We start from the raw sequence: 15,182 nt of genomic DNA, 5'->3' as shown, positions 1-15,182 counted from the left end.
GGGCGGCTTATCCCACGCAATTATCCGCGATTCACGCAGGCCCCGCGTCAGGCGCCGTGCGCTGCCGGCTCGACTGAATCGCTCGCCTCCGGCGTCTTGATCCGGAACCAGGCGACATAGAGCGCCGGCAGGAACAGCAGGGTCAGCACGGTGCCGACGATGATGCCGCCCATCATCGCATAGGCCATCGGACCCCAGAACACTTCGCGCGCGATCGGGATCAGCGCCAGCGAGGCCGCGGCTGCTGTCAGCATGATCGGCCGCATGCGGTGCTCGGTCGCCTCCATCACGGCCTCCCATGGCGGGCGGCCTTCGTCGCGCAGATGCTCGATCTGCACGATCAGGATCACCGAGTTGCGGATCAGGATGCCGATCAGCGCGAGCACGCCGAGGATGGCGACGAAGCCGAGCGGCGCACCGCTCGGCAGCAGCGCCGCGACGACGCCGATCAAGGCCAGCGGCGCGACCGCGAACACCAGGAACAGGCGCTGGAAGCTCTGCAACTGCAGCATCAGGATCGTGGCCATGGTGAACAGCATGATCGGAACGACCGCGATGATCGGCGCCTGGCTCTTGGCGCTCTCCTCGACGCTGCCGCCGGTGACGACCTGATAGCCGGCCGGAAGCCTGGCGTTGAACGCCGCAAGGGCGGGCTTGAGCTGATCGACCACCGTGTTCGGCTGTACCTGATCGATGACGCTGGCCTTCAGGGTCAGCGTGGGCTGCCGCGAGCGGCGCCAGATCTCGGGCTGCTCGATCTGGTAGCGCAAGGTCGCCAGCGCCGCGAGCGGGATCGACTGGCCGTTCGAGCCCGACAGCTGCAGGTCGCGTAGGGTCTCCAGCGATTGCCGCTCCTTGGCCTGGGCGCGGCCGCGCACGTCGATCAGATAGATGTCGTCGCGCACCTGGGTGATCGAGGTGCCGTCGAGCACGCCGTTCAACGCGTTGGCGATGTCGGAGGACGTGACGCCGAGCTGGCGGGCCTTGTCCTGCAGGACGTCGACCTTCACGACACGCGCCGGCTCCATCCAGTCGAAGATGACGGCGCCGAGATGGCTGTTGCCGCGCATGACGCCGGCGAATTCCTGCGCTGTCTCGCGCACCTTTGCGACATCAGGCCCGCTGACACGGTACTGCACGGGGCGGCCGACCGGCGGGCCGATGTCGAGCAGGTGCACATAGGCGTCGGTGCCGGGGAACGTCTTGGTGAGATAGGCCTGCAGCTTGGCGCGGGCGCGGTCACGCGCCTCGAGGCTCTTGGTGACGATGATGATCTGGCCGAACGAGACGTCGGCGGGCTGCACGTCGAACGACAGCACGAAGCGCTGCGCGCCGGAGCCGACATAGGTCGACCAGTGGTCGATGTCGGGATCGCCCTTCAGCGCCTCCTGTTCGAACTTCGCCATCTGCGCGTTGGTCTCGGCGATCGAGGAATTCTGCGGCAGGTTGAAGTCGATCACCAGCTCGGTGCGGTCGGAGGAGGGGAAGAACTGCTGCTGCACGAAGCGCATGCCGAACACCGACAGGCCGAAGATCAGGACCGTGGCGACGATCGTGGTCCAGCGGTTGCGCATGCAGGCATTGAGCATGGCGCGAAATATCCGCGTCAGCCGGCCGCCTTCGGCATGGTGACTCGGCAAGGTCGCGGGCAGGATGGTGACGCCGAGCAGCGGCGCAAACAGCACGGCCACGATCCAGGACACGACGAGCGACACGGCGATCACCACGAACAGCGTGAAGGTGAACTCGCCGGCGGCGCTGCTGTTGAGGCCGATCGGAATGAAGCCGGCGACCGTCACCAGCGTGCCCGTCAGCATCGGGAACGCCGTCGAGGTGTAGACGTAGGTCGCGGCCTTGCGCAAGGAGTCGCCCACCTCGAGCCGCGCCACCATCATCTCGACCGCGATCATGGCGTCGTCGACCAGCAGGCCGAGCGCGATGATCAGCGCGCCCAGCGAAATGCGCTGCAGCGAGATGCCGGTGTAGGCCATGAACAGGAAGGTGATCGCGAGCACCAGCGGAATCGAGATCGCGACCACGAGGCCGGCGCGGACGCCGAGGCTGACGAAGCTGATCGCGAGCACGATGATGACGGCTTCGTACAGCGCCTTGGTGAAGCCGCCGACCGCTTCCTCGACGATCTTGGGCTGGTCCGAGACCAGATGCACGCCGACGCCGACCGGCAGATCGGCCACGACCTTGGTCATCTCCTCTTTCAGCGCCTCGCCGAAATCGAGCAGGTTGGCGCCGGCCTTCATGCCGATGGCAAGCCCGATCGCGGGCTGGCCGTTGAAGCGGAACAGCGAGGTCGGCGGATCCTCGTAGCCGCGGGTGATGGTGGCGACGTCGGTGAGCGGGAAGAAACGGTCGTTGATGCGCAGGTTGATCGCCTTGAGGCTCTCCTCGGAGGTGAACTGGCCGGAGACGCGTACCGCGACCCGCTCGGGGCCGGCCTGCAGCACGCCGGACGGCGACACCGCATTCTGCGCCTGCAGCGCGTTGAGGATGGTGCGCTGGTCGATGCCCAGCGCGGCGACCTTGCGTGGCGAGAATTCGAGATAGATCACCTCGTTCTGCGCGCCGACGATGTCGACGCGGCCGACATTGGGCACGGTCAGCACCTTGGCGCGGACCTCCTCGACGCGGTCGCGCAACTGGCGCTGGCTGAGGCCATCGCTGGTGAAGGCGTAGATGTTGCCGAACACATCACCGAAGCGGTCATTGAATCCTGGCCCGACGACGCCGGACGGAAAGTCGCCCTTGATGTCGTTGATCAGGTTGCGCACCTGCAGCCAGGTCGGGACGACGTCGCGCGCCTTGGTCGTGTCGCGCAGGTTGACGAACACCGTGGTCTGGCCGGGCACGGTCAGGCTCTTGGTGTAGTCGAGCGCCGGCAGCTCCTCGAGCTTCTTCTCGATGCGGTCGGTGACCTGCCGCGTCATCTCCTCGGCGGAGGCGCCGGGCCATTTGGCCTGGATCAGCATCGTCTTGATGGTGAAGGACGGATCCTCCTCGCGGCCGAGATGCACGTAGGAGAAGAGGCCCGCAGCCATGAAGGCGATCATGAAATACCAGACGAGCGAGCGGTGCTCGAGCGCCCAGTCGGAGAGGTTGAAGGACTTCACGGCTGAGATTCCTGATCGATGCGGACGGACTGGCCATCCTTGAGACTGTGCACGCCGGCGGTGACGACACGCTGCCCGGGTTCGAGGCCGCCGGTGACGCGGATGCTGCCGTCCTCGTTGCGGGCGACCATGATCTCCTGGCGCTTGACGTAGTTGTTGGCGTCATCCACCAGCCAGACGAAGCTCTTGCCGTCCTGCTCCAGGATCGCCGTCGACGGCAATCGGATGACGGTCCGTTGCTCGGTGTTCACGGTCGCGGTGACGGTGGTGCCGAGCCGCATGGTTTCGGGCGGGTTGTCGAGCGTGATGCGGACGCGACGCGTGCGCGTCGTGGCGTCGGCGCGCGGCGCGATCTCGCGGACCTTCGCGGTCGTGCTGATGGTCGGATCGACCTGCAGCCGCACCGTGAACGGCGTACCGACCTGCAGCGCGCCCGCAATGTCGTCGCCGACGTCGATGACCGCCTCGCGAATGTCGGGCCGCGCCACCGTGACCACGCTTTGGCCGGGCGAGACGACCTGTCCGACTTCCGCGCCGACGGCCGTGACGATGCCGGCGAAATCGGCCTTGAGCTGGGCGTAGCCGAGCTGCTCGCGCGCCTTGGCGAGGTTGGATTGCGCCTTGATCACGGAGGCCTGGGCGGCCGCACGCGACTGCTCGGCGCTCTCCAGCGTCGCCTTGGTGGTGGCGTCGGTTTCCAGCAGGGTGCGCTGCCGGCCCTCGGTGCCGGTCGCGTTGGTGAGTTGCGCCTGGCTGCGCGAGACCTCGGCGGCCGAGGCGCGCACGGCGAGTTCGAGCGCGGCGGGATCGATCGCCGCCACGACCTGGTCCTGTTTGACCATGTCGCCGACATAGACGGGCCGCGCGATCAGGCGTCCGAGCACGCGGAAGCTGAGATCGGCCTTGTAGCGCGGCTCGATCGTGCCGGTGACCGTCGAGACATTGGCCGTCTGCCGTTCGACCTTCATCGACAGCACCGGCCGGACCGGATCGGGAGCGGCGGCCTTCTCGTTGCAGCCGGCGAGCAGAGCGAGCGCGCCGAGCGGAAGAACACAGCGCATCGGCGACATCACGACCGCTTCTCCTCGTTGAACGTGATCTGTTGGCCGACGCTGAGCAGCTTGCCGCCGTCGGTCACGACGCGGTCTCCCGGTCGCAGTCCGGCCGACACCACGATCGCGCCGGTCTCATAGTCCTCGATCGTGATCGGCTTCAGCGACACCGTCTTGTCGCCGTCATCGACCAGCCAGACTGCCGGCGTCTTGCCGGCGGCGGTCAGCGCGCTCCACGGCAGCACGATGCGCTGCTCCGGCTTGATGAAGCCGGTGGCGCTGACGGCGCTGCCGAGGATCATCTCCGGCGGCGGATTCTCGATCGCGATCTTGACGCGGACGGTGCCCGACTTCGGATCGATGGTCGGCGAGACCTCGCGCACCGTGCCCTTGGCCGTGACCGAGGGATCCGACAGCAGCGCCAGCGCGACCTTGCTGTCGTCGAATTTGAGCGACAGCGCGGCTTCGTAGACGTCGATGACCGCGTCGCGGTCGCCGTCATGCGCGAGCGTGAACACGGACTGCGCGGCCTGGGCGACCTGCCCGACCTCGATGTTGCGCGCGGTGATGGTGCCGTCCGCGTCGGCGCGGAGCTCGGTGTAGGTCAGGGCGTCCTTGGCGGTGTCGCGCTGGGCCTTGGCGGCCTCCAGCGATCCCTCCGCCGTGCGCAGCGTCTCCTGGGCCTGGTCGAAGGTCGCGCGCGTCGTGAAGCCGCTCGTGATCAGCGTCTGCTGGCGGTTGAAATTGGAGGTTGCGACCTTTACCTGCGACTCCGCGGCCGCCACGGCGGCCTCCGCGGAATCGAGATCGGCCTGCTGCTCGGCCGGATCGATCCTGGCGAGCAACTGGCCGGCCTTGACGTGCGCGCCGACCTCCACGAGCCGCTCGGTGACGCGGCCGCTGACCCTGAACGACAGGTCTGCGAGCACCCGCGCCTGCACGTCACCGGTCAGCGTGATCGATTGCCGGCGCTCCGACAGCTTGACCACCTCGGTCCGCACCATCCGGGACGGCGGCGCGGTTGCGGCCGTCTTCTGCTCGCAGCCGGCCAGCAGCAGGCCGACGGCAGCGCAGCCGGCCGCGGCCAGCAGGCGTGAGCCCGGTGCCCGAAGGAAAGAGGATCCTGTGAATGGAGACATGGTCGTATCTTCGGCCCGGTTGGGTGGTGGCGATCATTCCCGTCCTGCCGCGCAAGCACGCAGGGACCGGAAAGCACCTGTTGGTCGTCAGCAGCCCGCAAAACCCGCCCGCCGTTGCAGGCAAGCAGGTTCACGCGAAAGTTGAACACCATCCTCTTGACAGTGCGTGAATTAGACAATCAAATCTAGAATAATTCGTCTAGTAACATTCTCGTGGCGGTTTCGAATTCCCCCTGTGCGGGTTGCCCGGGCGCTCCCGTTGGGACATCGGCCAGCGCTGCCGCCGCGGCGAGCCAAGGCATGACGCGAACGTGCGACGCAAAGCTGCGACCGACCTGAATGCCCCCGTGCGCACGACATCACGTGCGCCGCGGCAGGCGCGTGGCCGTGAGCGCCGCGAGCAGTTGCTCGACGCGACAGCCGCCATCATCGCCGAGTCCGGGATCGGTGCCGTCAGCATGCATGCCGCGGCCCAGCGCGCCGGCGCGTCGATCGGCTCGGTCTATCACTTCTTCCGCGACAAGGATCAGATGCTCGATGCGCTCGCCGAGCGTCATGATGCCGAGCTGCAGCCGGCGTTCGACCGCGTGGTGCAGCGAAGCGATGCGGAATGGGCGGCGATGTCGCCGCCGCAGGTCATCGAGCAGTTGATTGGCTGGGCGATCCGCTACTTCGTTCGCCACCCCGATGCGCTGGCGACGCTCGATCTGCACGACCAGACCATGCACGCCGAGTTCAGGGTCGTCATCGACCGCGTCATGCGCGCCAGGCTCGGCGACGAACTCGGCAGGCAGGCGGCCACGACGCTCGATGCCGTCGTGCTCGGGACACTGCTGTTCACGCGCGAGCAGGATCCGCGCAGCCGCGATGTCGTCGTCGCAGCGCTGCCCGAGATGATGGCTACCTATCTGAGCGCTCTCGAGGCGAAGCGGAAGCGGACGAAGGGATGAGGTACAGCCGGCGTATCGAGGCGATCAGCGCGGCGATTTGAACGGCCACGTGCTGCTCTTCCGATGTGTCGCCACCGAGCACGGCGTCGTCGCGTCCGCAATCGGCTGGTTCGGAAGGATGATCTGGTCGTCGCCGTTCCAGCGGTCGAACTCGTAGCACCATTGCCATTCTCCGATGTGCGGTATCCCTGTTCCTCAGCGCGCGATCGCCAGACGGAGAATCCCCTCATCGCGCGGGTTCGGCCGGCGATGGCGTGTCGACATGATCCATCGTCGTCATCGACAGCGGCTGCGTTTCGTCGACGCGAGCGGAGCGATCGCTGCGATGTGCCAGCCGTCGCTCGCTGCTCCGGTCGCGCCTGATGACGATCCCTTCGACCAGCCGGGCCACGACGCCGACCACGGCAAAGCTCAAAAGCAGCGAGATGCACAGCAGCCCCAGATAGAGCTTCAGTACCGAGCTTGCGAAGCAGGCAAGCGCGATGAGCGCGACAATGGCCAGCCGGCCTTTGACGGAGATCGACATGATGGGGCGTTTCGCTGAGAGCTGATTGTGGGCGCCACTCTAGCGCCATGTTTTCTGCAGCCAAGCCGCGTCCCAACGGGTGGTAAATTTTGCCGCAAGCTCATGACGACAATCGGATGTGCTCCAGCTCAATCGTCGTCGCATGCATCGCAGTTCAACTCCGCGTTGCGAAAATCCGGTTGTCCTTGTGCCGGCTTCACGCATTCGTCGTGGGGAACCGAAGCGAGCATCCATCGTCGCCGAGGTCCGGCCTTCCCTGCGCCCTCTCGTTACGATGAGGGCCGAGATATCGCACGATCCGGGCGCATCGCGTCGCGGCAACGCGAAGCCGCGTCATCTCTCCGAGTAACGGATCAAATGCGCTTCTGCGCATCAGGTACCCGACGAGACCGGTTGCTTGAGACGTCCAGCACGACGATCGGCGCACATGGCTGCTACTGCGCGCTGGCCCACGCCGCGAGCACGGTGCGCTCCTCGCCGGTAATCTCGGTGATGTTGCCGGGCGGCATGGCGCTCGACCACGCGGCGTTGCGTGCGATCAGCCGCGCGTTGCGCTGGATGTTGTCGGCAGTGTCGAGCCGCACGCCCCTGGGTGCCGCGACGATGCCGTCCCACATCGGCTCGGCGGCGTGGCACATACTGCAGCGGGAGGTTACGATCTCCTCGACCTGTGCGAAGCTCGGCGGGGCGCTCATAGCCGTCTTGGCGTCGCGAGGACCCGCTGCGGACAGCAGCAGGATGCCGATCATGCCCGCGGCCGCGACACCCCACACCCACCATGGCGATGGATTTCCCTTGTGACGCTCGTTGAAGAAATGGCGGATCACCGGGCCGAGCGCGAGCACGATGGCGACGATCGCCCAGTTGTAGCGGGTGCCGAACAGGAGCGGATAGTGGTTGCTGATCATCAGCACCACCACCGGCAGGGTCAGATAGTTGTTGTGGACCGAACGCTCCTTGCCGGCCTTGCCGAGCCTGGGGTCCGGCGCTTGGCCTGCGAGCAGCGCGGCGACGATCTTCTTCTGGTTGGGGATGATCACGGCAAACACGTTGGCGACCATGATGGTACCGATGATCGCGCCGATCTGGTTGAAGGCGCCGCGGCCGCTCAGCACATGGGTGAAGGCGTAGGTGAGCGCGACGAGAAAGACGTAGCCGCCGATCGCGAACGGCAGCTCCTGCCGGGCGAGGCCGCTGCGGCAGGCGGCCTCGTAGAGCAGCCACGCCAGCGCCAGCGAGCCAAAGCTGAACAGGCCGGCCTGGAGGGGCGTGAGATCGAGGATCGATTTGTCGACCAGGAACAGGTCGGCGTTGAGATAGTACACCACGATCATCAGCAAGAAGCCGGACAGCCAGGTGGTGTAGGCCTCCCATTTGAACCAGGTCAGCTCGCTCGGCATCTGCGCCGGCGCCACCAGATATTTGACGATGTGGTAGAAGCCGCCGCCGTGCACCTGCCAGGCCTCGCCCATCACGCCGGTCGGCAGGCCTTGCCGCGGCTTCAGGCTGAGATCGAGCGCGATGAAGTAGAACGAGCTGCCGATCCAGGCGACCGCGGCGATCACGTGCAGCCAGCGGAAGATCAGGCTCAGCCATTCCGATATGATCGAGGCCCACATCGCGCGCTCATCTCCTTCGACAGGGCAAGTCCAGAGCCGAGTGCCTGCGTCTCATCTGTGGCATCGATCGCATCTGATTTCCAGCACGTCGCTGTGGCAGTCGGTGCACAACAGATTAGCTGCCATGTGCGCGTGACGCAGTGGACTCCGGCGGCGCGATTGCGTTCAATGTGGCGGTCTGACAAGCGGGACGGGGCGGGATGACGAGACTGGTTCTGATCATGCTGGTGCTGGGACAGTTCGCTGGTGTGCCTCTGGCGATGGCGCAGACCGCCCCCAAGCAGAGCACGGCCAAGCGCGCCGATGCTTGCGCGCCGATCGGACGCACCGAGGACGGCAAGCTGGTCTATGCGATGAAATGCGAGAGCATCCCGAAGCCGGTCGCTCCCGCCGCCCCGCCACAGGCGGCCGCCCAGCCGTCGGAGCCGGCTGCGGAACCAGAGCCCGAGACCCAGCGGAGCGGCCTGTTCGGCTGGTCGTATGATCGCCGACCCAAGCCATAGCGCAGCCGTTTCCCCAGACCGCCTCATTCGCCGAACTTTTCCTGCAACTGCGGAAACAGCCGGTCCGGCTTGAACGGCGCGGCCGTGAAGCGGATGCCGGTCGCGGCGCGGATCGCGTTACCGAGCGCGGCGGCGACCGGATTGTACGGGCTCTCGCTCATCGACTTCGCCCCCAGCGGGCCGATCGTGTCGTGGGTATCGGCAAACAGCACCTCGGTGCGCGGAACGTCGGCATAGGACGGCAGATGATAGTCGCGGAAGCGCGGATTGATCACGCGGCCGGTGCCGTCGATCACGATCTCCTCGTACAGCGCGGCGCCGAGCGCTTGCGCCACGCCGCCCTCGATCTGGCCGCGGCACTGCATCGGGTTGGCGACCTGGCCGGCGTCCGCGGCCTGGACGCTCTTGAGGATCCTGACCTCTCCGGTCCCCTTGTTCACGGCGACACGCAAACCCTGGACGTTGAACGCGACCGAGCGCGGCGTGCCCTGCGAATTACCGCTCGTGGTGAGCGGCGCGCCGCTGGCCTTGGCGAGTTCGGCGAAAGCGAGACGATGTGCGCCACAGGTGATTGCATCATCGGCGATCACGCAGGCGCCGGGAGCGACGTTCCACCTGTCGGAGGCGAACCGCTTGATCGTCTCGGCCAACGCCTCCGCCGCCGCCTGGGTCGCGCGTCCCGCGACGAAGGTGCCGGTCGAGCCATAGGCGCCCGTGTCGTGGCCGCCATGGGCGGTGTCGGACTGTCTGAGGCTGATGCGATCGACGGTGGTACCGAGCACGGTCGCGGCGATCTGGCGATGCACCGTGCTGGTGCCGTTGCCGAACTCGGCGGTGCCGACGGTGAGCACGAAGCCGCCGTCGTCGCGCAGGCTGATCACGGCGTCGGCGAAGTGGCCGTCGGGCGGCACGGTGTCGATCATCGTCAGCGCGATGCCGTCGCCCTTCAGCCACTCGGCCGACAGCTCCGGCGTCGGCGTGGCCTCGGCCATGGCGCGCTCGACCAGATCGAGGCACTGGTCGAGCCCGTAGGAGCCGTACAGCACGTCGCTATGCCCGGATGCCGGCGGCGCCAGCATGGGATCTCCGGGCCTGATGATGTTGCGGCGTCGCATCTCGAACGCGTCGATGCCGAGCTGCCGCGCAAGCTCGTCGATCGCGGCTTCGACCGCGAAGGTGGTTTGCGGCAGGCCGTAGCCGCGATAGGCGCCGGCCGGCACCGTGTTGGTATAGACGGCGATCCCGTCGACCTTCTTGTTCGGACAATTGTACACCGAGATCGACTCGGCGCAGGCATGGAACAGCACGGGCCCGGCGTGATTGCCATAGGCGCCGGTGTTGGAGAGCACGTCGAGCTGCAGCGCCGTCAGCTTGCCATCCTTGTCGGCCCCGGCCTTGACGGTGACGCGCATCGGATGCCGCGTCGAGGTGGCGATGAACTGCTCCTCCCGGGTGAATTCGAGCTTCACCGGCCGCCTTGTCTTCAGCGCCGCCAGCACCAGGATATCCTCGACGAACATCTCCTGCTTGCCGCCGAAGCCGCCGCCGACGCGCTCGCAGAACACGCGCACCTTGTCGGGCTTGAGGTCGAAGATCTCGCACAGCGCCCGCTTCGTCAGGAACGGCACCTGTGTGCTGGAACGCAGGGTGAGCACGCCGTCGTCGTCGAGCCAAGCGAGACCGCCATGCGTTTCCAGCGCGGCGTGCTGCACGCGCTGCGTGGTGAAGGTGCGTTCATAGCTCGCGGCGGCCGACGCCAGCGCGGCGGCGACGTCGCCGAACTCGCCGTGGGTCTCGGCGACGATGTTGCGGCCGACGTCGGCGATGCGATGTTCGCTGCCGCGGCCGGCGTGAATGATCGGCGCACCGGGCGTAATAGCGTCAGCGGGATCGACCACGGCAGGCAGGATCTCGTAGTCGACGACGAGGCGCCGGCAGGCCTCTTCGGCCGCGGCCTCGGTCTCGGCGACGACGGCCGCGACCTTCTGGCCGATGAAGCGGACGACGTCGTCGAGCACGCGGGTGTCCGCCGGATCCATCCAGGCCTGCTCATGGCGCGCGGTCGAGAACAGCGTCGCCGGCGCATCCTCGTGCGTCAGCACGGCATGCACGCCAGGTACTGCCAGCGCGGCCCTCTTGTCGATGCCGACGATGCGCGCATGCGCGTGCGGCGAGCGCGCGAGCTTGACGTGCAGCAGGCCGTCGATCGTGGTATCGAAAGTATAGCGCGCCCGGCCGCGCACCACGTCGGGGCCGGCAGGGGCGGGCAGGCTGCGCCCGAAGGCTTCGCCGGCCGCGACCTGCTCGACGTGAACGTGGCCGAGCAGCGCGTCCTCGATGGCGCGATAGCCGGTGCAGCGGCACAGATTGCCCTTCAGCGCCGCGCCGAGATCCTTCTTCTGCGCCTGATTCAGCGAGGCACAGGTGACGATCATGCCGGCGGTGCAGAAGCCGCATTGGAACGCCTGCGCATCGAGGAAGGCCTGCTGCATCGGATGCAGGTCGTCATCGGCGGCGAGACCTTCCACGGTCGTGACCGCCTTGCCCTCGGCGCGAAAGGCGGGGATCAGGCAGCTATGCACCGGTTCGCCGTCGAGCAGCACGGTGCAGGCACCGCAGTCGCCGGCGTCGCAGCCCTTCTTGACGCCGAAATGGCCGGTGTCGCGCAGAAGGGTCCGCAGGCATTGTCCGGCGCGCGGCGCGGTGTCGACTTCCCTGCCATTGACGATCACGCTCATGGCCTGAAGTCCGCGAGCTCGGCGCGAATCTCCTCAGCGAGGCGCAGGGTCATCGCCTTGCGCCAGGCAGGCTTGCCATGAACATCGTCGTGGTACGACGCATCTGGAATTTCGACGAGCAGGCCGGCGCGCAACGTGGTCGCGTCGGGCATGCTGGCAAAGCGCAGTTGCTGCGGCTTGATGGTCGATCCGGTCACGGTGAGCAGCAGGTCGCCGTCGCGGCCCGACGTGCCGATCAGCAGTGCGCCGGAGCGCCCGACCGGCGTCAGCGCGATCTGGCGGAAAGCGCCGCGGCGCTTCAGCGCGGCCAGCGGAATGTCGATCTGCCGCAGCAGATCTCCGGGCGCGAGCACGTTGCTGTTGTTGCCGGTGACGAAATCGGCGACGGGGACGCGCTGCTCGCCTCCGTCATTCTTCCATATCAAGCAAATGCCCTCGAGCGCGGCGAGCAGCGAGATCATCGGCCCGGCCGGCAGCGACATGCAGAGATTGCCGCCGACGGTCGCCGTCTTCCAGATCTTGAACGAAGCCAGGAACGCGCGGCAGCATTGATCGATCAACGGCGCCGCGACCCACTCGGCCGGGCAGGACAGCCCGTCCAGCGCGGCGACGCTGCAGGTCGCGGCGATGCACAGGCCCTGATCGCTGATGCCGAGAGGCGCCCAGGCGAGATCGCTGAGATCGATCAGCCGCGACAGGCGCGCCTGCGGTTCCGAGAACAGCCACGTGCCGCCGGCCAGCCAGGCGTCGCCTGCCTGCCAGGCGGGCAGTTCGGCCCGCGTTCTCGGGCGCACGACCTCCGTGATGGTGTTCAGGTCCATGGTGATGCCAGCTCGTGGGCGCAGCCTGTCGCGGGTGGAATCCTTGCAAGACCAGCGCCAACTGGCAATAGGATGACGCTGGCCTTCCGCTTGCAAGCTACCGGCACATGCAAGCGCCCAATCACCGAGACGAGGCAGCCATGAGCACGACGCCGATCTGGATCAAGGACCCGCTCGCCATTCTCGCCGAGGGCGCCACGCGCGGTGTCGTCGTCAAGGACGGTCGCATCGTCGAGCTGGTGCCTGCCGGTGCCGAGCCGGCGACTGCGGGCGCGGTGGCCTATGATGCGAGCGCGCATGTCGTCATCCCTGGTCTGATCAACACGCACCATCACTTCTACCAGACGCTGACGCGCGCGCTGCCGGCTGCGATGGACCGCGAGCTGTTCCCCTGGCTCAAGGCGCTCTATCCGATCTGGGCGAAGCTGACGCCGGAGGCGTTGGATGCGGCGGTCACGGTCGCGATGGCCGAACTGATGCTGTCGGGCTGCACGACCACGACCGATCATCACTACGTTTTCCCCGCCGGGCTCGAAGATGCCGTCGGCATCGAGGTCGCGGTGGCGAAGCGGCTCGGCATCCGTGTGCTGCTGACCCGCGGCTCGATGAACCTGTCGGAGCGCGACGGCGGACTGCCACCGGACAGCGTGGTGCAGGACGAGGACACGATCCTCGCCGACAGCGCGCGCGTGGTCACGACCTATCACGAGCGCGGACCCGATGCGATGGTGCAGATCGCGCTGGCGCCGTGCTCGCCGTTCTCGGTGACGGGATCGCTGATGCAGAAGACCGCTGCGCTTGCCGATAAGCTCGACGTGCGGCTGCACACGCATCTCGCCGAGACGGAGGATGAGAACCGCTTCTGCGAGCAGATGTTCGGCTGCCGTCCGCTGGACTATCTCGAGAAGAACGGCTGGCTCGGCCCGCGCACCTGGCTGGCGCACGGCATCTTCTTCAATGCCGAGGAGATGAAGCGGCTCGGCAAGGCCAGGACCACGATCAGCCATTGCGCCTGCTCGAACCAGTTGCTTGCCTCCGGCTGCTGTCCGGTGTGCGAGATGGAGGAGGCGGGCGTCGGGATCGGCCTCGGCGTCGACGGCTCGGCGTCGAACGACGGCTCCAACCTGATGCAGGAGGTTCGTGCCGCATTCCTGCTGCAGCGGGCGCGCTATGGCGTTGGCCGGATCAGCCACAAGGATGCGCTGCGCTGGGCGACCAAGGGCTCGGCCGCCTGCGTCGGCCGGCCAGAGCTCGGCGAGATCGCGCTGGGCAAGGCCGCCGACCTCGCGCTGTTCAAGCTCGACGAGCTGCGCTTCTCGGGTGCAGGCGATCCGATCGCGGCGCTGGTGCTATGCGGCGCGCACCGCGCCGATCGCGTCATGGTCGGCGGCCGTTGGACCGTGGTCGACGGCGCAATTCCGGGACTGGACGTCGGCGGGCTGATCGATCGGCACAGCGCGGCAGCCAGGGCCATGCGGGGAGGGTGAAGCGCGCAGCGTTGGAAAATATTCGCTCGAGAACTCTCCCCGACTTGTGGGGGAGAGTTCTAGCGGTGTACTGCGTCTACTTGCCCGGCACCTTGTCGTCGACGCCCTTGACGTAGAAGTTCATGCCGAGAATCTGTCCATCGGCGAGATGGTCGCCGCCCTTGCACTCGATCTCCTTGCCATCCTGGCCGAGCACGGGGCACTTGAACGGGTGCAGCTTGCCGGCGGTGATCGCGGCCTGCGTCTCCTCGGCCAGCTTCTTCACGTCGTCAGGCATGTTGGTATAGGGCGCCATCTCGAACATCTTGGAATCGAGGCCGCCCCAGGTGTCCTCCGATTTCCAGGTGCCGTCGAGCTCGGCCTTGACGCGCGCGATGTAGTAGGGGCCCCAGGTGTCGAGGATCGAGGTGAGCTGCGCCTTGGGGCCGAACTTGATCATCTCTGAGTCCTGGCCGAAGGCGAGCTTGCCGCGCTCGGCCGCGATCTGCATGGCGGCCGGGCTGTCGGTGTGCTGCATGATGATGTCGGCGCCCTGGTCGATCAGCGCCTTGGCGGCGTCGGCTTCCTTGCCCGGGTCGAACCAGGTGTTGGCCCAGATGATCTTGACCTTGATGTTCGGGTTCACCGTCTGCGCGCCGATGATGGTGGCGTTGATGCCCGAGATGACCTCCGGGATCGGGAACGAGCCGATATAGCCGAGCACGCCTGCCTTCGACATCTTGCCGGCGATGATGCCCTGGATGTAGCGGCCCTGATACCAGCGCGCCGAATAGGTCGACATGTTTTTGTCGCGCTTGTAGCCGGTGGCGTGCTCGAAATGCACGTTGGGATACTTCTTGGCGACCTTCAGGGTCGGATCCATGTAGCCGAACGAGGTCGTGAAGATCAGCTTGTTGCCGGCGCGGACCAACTGCTCGATGGCGCGCTCGGCGTCCGGGCCTTCCGGTACGTTCTCCAGATAGGTCGTCTCGATCTTGTCGCCGAGCTCCTTCACCAGCGCCTGGCGCGCGAGCTCATGCTGATAGGTCCAGCCGAGGTCGCCGATCGGTCCGAGATAGATGAAGCCGACCTTCAGCTTGTCGGCGGCGTGCGCCACGCCGGCGATGCTTCCCGCCAGCACCAGCGCAACGGCAGCCCCCAGAAGCCTTTTCATCATCGTCCATGCCTCCAAACAATCGGGGGAAACCTCGTGAGCCAGAGCGCCGCGCCCCATCGCTGGCGC

11 protein-coding genes are annotated in these 15,182 nt (G+C 66.8%); 3 read left to right on the top strand and 8 right to left on the bottom strand.

Features of this window, described 5'->3' with window-relative positions:
- Positions 1-47 precede the first annotated feature (47 nt).
- From ACQR1H_RS18345 to ACQR1H_RS18335, 3 genes are read right to left on the bottom strand one after another with little or no spacing between them, the layout of a single operon-like run.
- On the bottom strand, positions 48-3,125 hold the full coding sequence (locus ACQR1H_RS18345; protein ID WP_316238388.1) for an efflux RND transporter permease subunit: 3,078 nt from the start codon (positions 3,123-3,125) through the stop codon (positions 48-50).
- Entirely contained in the window at positions 3,122-4,198 is a 1,077-nt protein-coding gene (locus ACQR1H_RS18340; RefSeq protein ID WP_434907963.1) for an efflux RND transporter periplasmic adaptor subunit, read from the bottom strand. Before ACQR1H_RS18340 ends, ACQR1H_RS18345 begins: the two co-directional genes overlap by 4 nt.
- Complete coding sequence (locus ACQR1H_RS18335) at positions 4,195-5,316, bottom strand: efflux RND transporter periplasmic adaptor subunit (protein ID WP_316217588.1); 1,122 nt, start codon at positions 5,314-5,316, stop codon at positions 4,195-4,197. The genes ACQR1H_RS18340 and ACQR1H_RS18335 overlap by 4 nt, the downstream gene beginning before the upstream one ends.
- Positions 5,317-5,627: 311 nt before the next feature.
- Here ACQR1H_RS18335 and ACQR1H_RS18330 point away from each other — a divergent pair, with 311 nt between their 5' ends.
- Positions 5,628-6,266, top strand: a complete 639-nt coding sequence (locus ACQR1H_RS18330) for a TetR/AcrR family transcriptional regulator (RefSeq protein ID WP_315804396.1) — start codon at positions 5,628-5,630, stop codon at positions 6,264-6,266.
- 226 nt (positions 6,267-6,492) lie between these two features.
- On the opposite strand, the gene ACQR1H_RS18325 is transcribed toward ACQR1H_RS18330, so the two are convergent.
- Together ACQR1H_RS18325 and ACQR1H_RS18320 are read right to left on the bottom strand one after the other, a co-directional pair.
- Positions 6,493-6,792, bottom strand: coding sequence for a hypothetical protein (locus ACQR1H_RS18325; RefSeq protein WP_315804397.1), 300 nt, complete (start codon positions 6,790-6,792; stop codon positions 6,493-6,495).
- A gap of 434 nt (positions 6,793-7,226) precedes the next feature.
- Entirely contained in the window at positions 7,227-8,411 is a 1,185-nt protein-coding gene (locus ACQR1H_RS18320; RefSeq protein ID WP_434907962.1) for a urate hydroxylase PuuD, read from the bottom strand.
- A 200-nt stretch (positions 8,412-8,611) separates the two neighbouring features.
- Between ACQR1H_RS18320 and ACQR1H_RS18315 the strand changes: the two genes are divergently transcribed.
- Positions 8,612-8,914: a hypothetical protein gene (locus tag ACQR1H_RS18315; RefSeq protein WP_315804399.1), complete on the top strand. Its 303-nt coding sequence runs from the start codon at positions 8,612-8,614 to the stop codon at positions 8,912-8,914.
- Between the two features lie 23 nt (positions 8,915-8,937).
- Here the strand turns inward: ACQR1H_RS18315 and ACQR1H_RS18310 are convergent, their stop codons facing one another.
- Positions 8,938-11,652 (bottom strand): molybdopterin-dependent oxidoreductase, encoded by a 2,715-nt coding sequence (locus ACQR1H_RS18310; RefSeq protein ID WP_315804400.1) that lies wholly within the window; start codon positions 11,650-11,652, stop codon positions 8,938-8,940.
- Positions 11,649-12,473 (bottom strand): FAD binding domain-containing protein, encoded by an 825-nt coding sequence (locus ACQR1H_RS18305; protein WP_315804401.1) that lies wholly within the window; start codon positions 12,471-12,473, stop codon positions 11,649-11,651. The genes ACQR1H_RS18310 and ACQR1H_RS18305 overlap by 4 nt, the downstream gene beginning before the upstream one ends.
- 140 nt (positions 12,474-12,613) lie before the next feature.
- Here ACQR1H_RS18305 and ACQR1H_RS18300 point away from each other — a divergent pair, with 140 nt between their 5' ends.
- Positions 12,614-13,960 (top strand): 8-oxoguanine deaminase, encoded by a 1,347-nt coding sequence (locus ACQR1H_RS18300; protein WP_315804402.1) that lies wholly within the window; start codon positions 12,614-12,616, stop codon positions 13,958-13,960.
- A 76-nt stretch (positions 13,961-14,036) separates the two neighbouring features.
- On the opposite strand, the gene ACQR1H_RS18295 is transcribed toward ACQR1H_RS18300, so the two are convergent.
- A complete protein-coding gene (locus ACQR1H_RS18295; protein ID WP_315804403.1) occupies positions 14,037-15,116 on the bottom strand; it encodes a BMP family ABC transporter substrate-binding protein in 1,080 nt (359 codons plus the stop codon).
- Positions 15,117-15,182: the final 66 nt, after the last annotated feature.

Origin of the sequence: Bradyrhizobium sp. HKCCYLRH2015, from assembly GCF_051168215.1 — a bacterium.
Lineage (GTDB): Bacteria > Pseudomonadota > Alphaproteobacteria > Rhizobiales > Xanthobacteraceae > Bradyrhizobium.
Note: the sequence above shows the minus strand (reverse complement) of the source record. Positions and strands in the feature narration are given on the sequence as shown.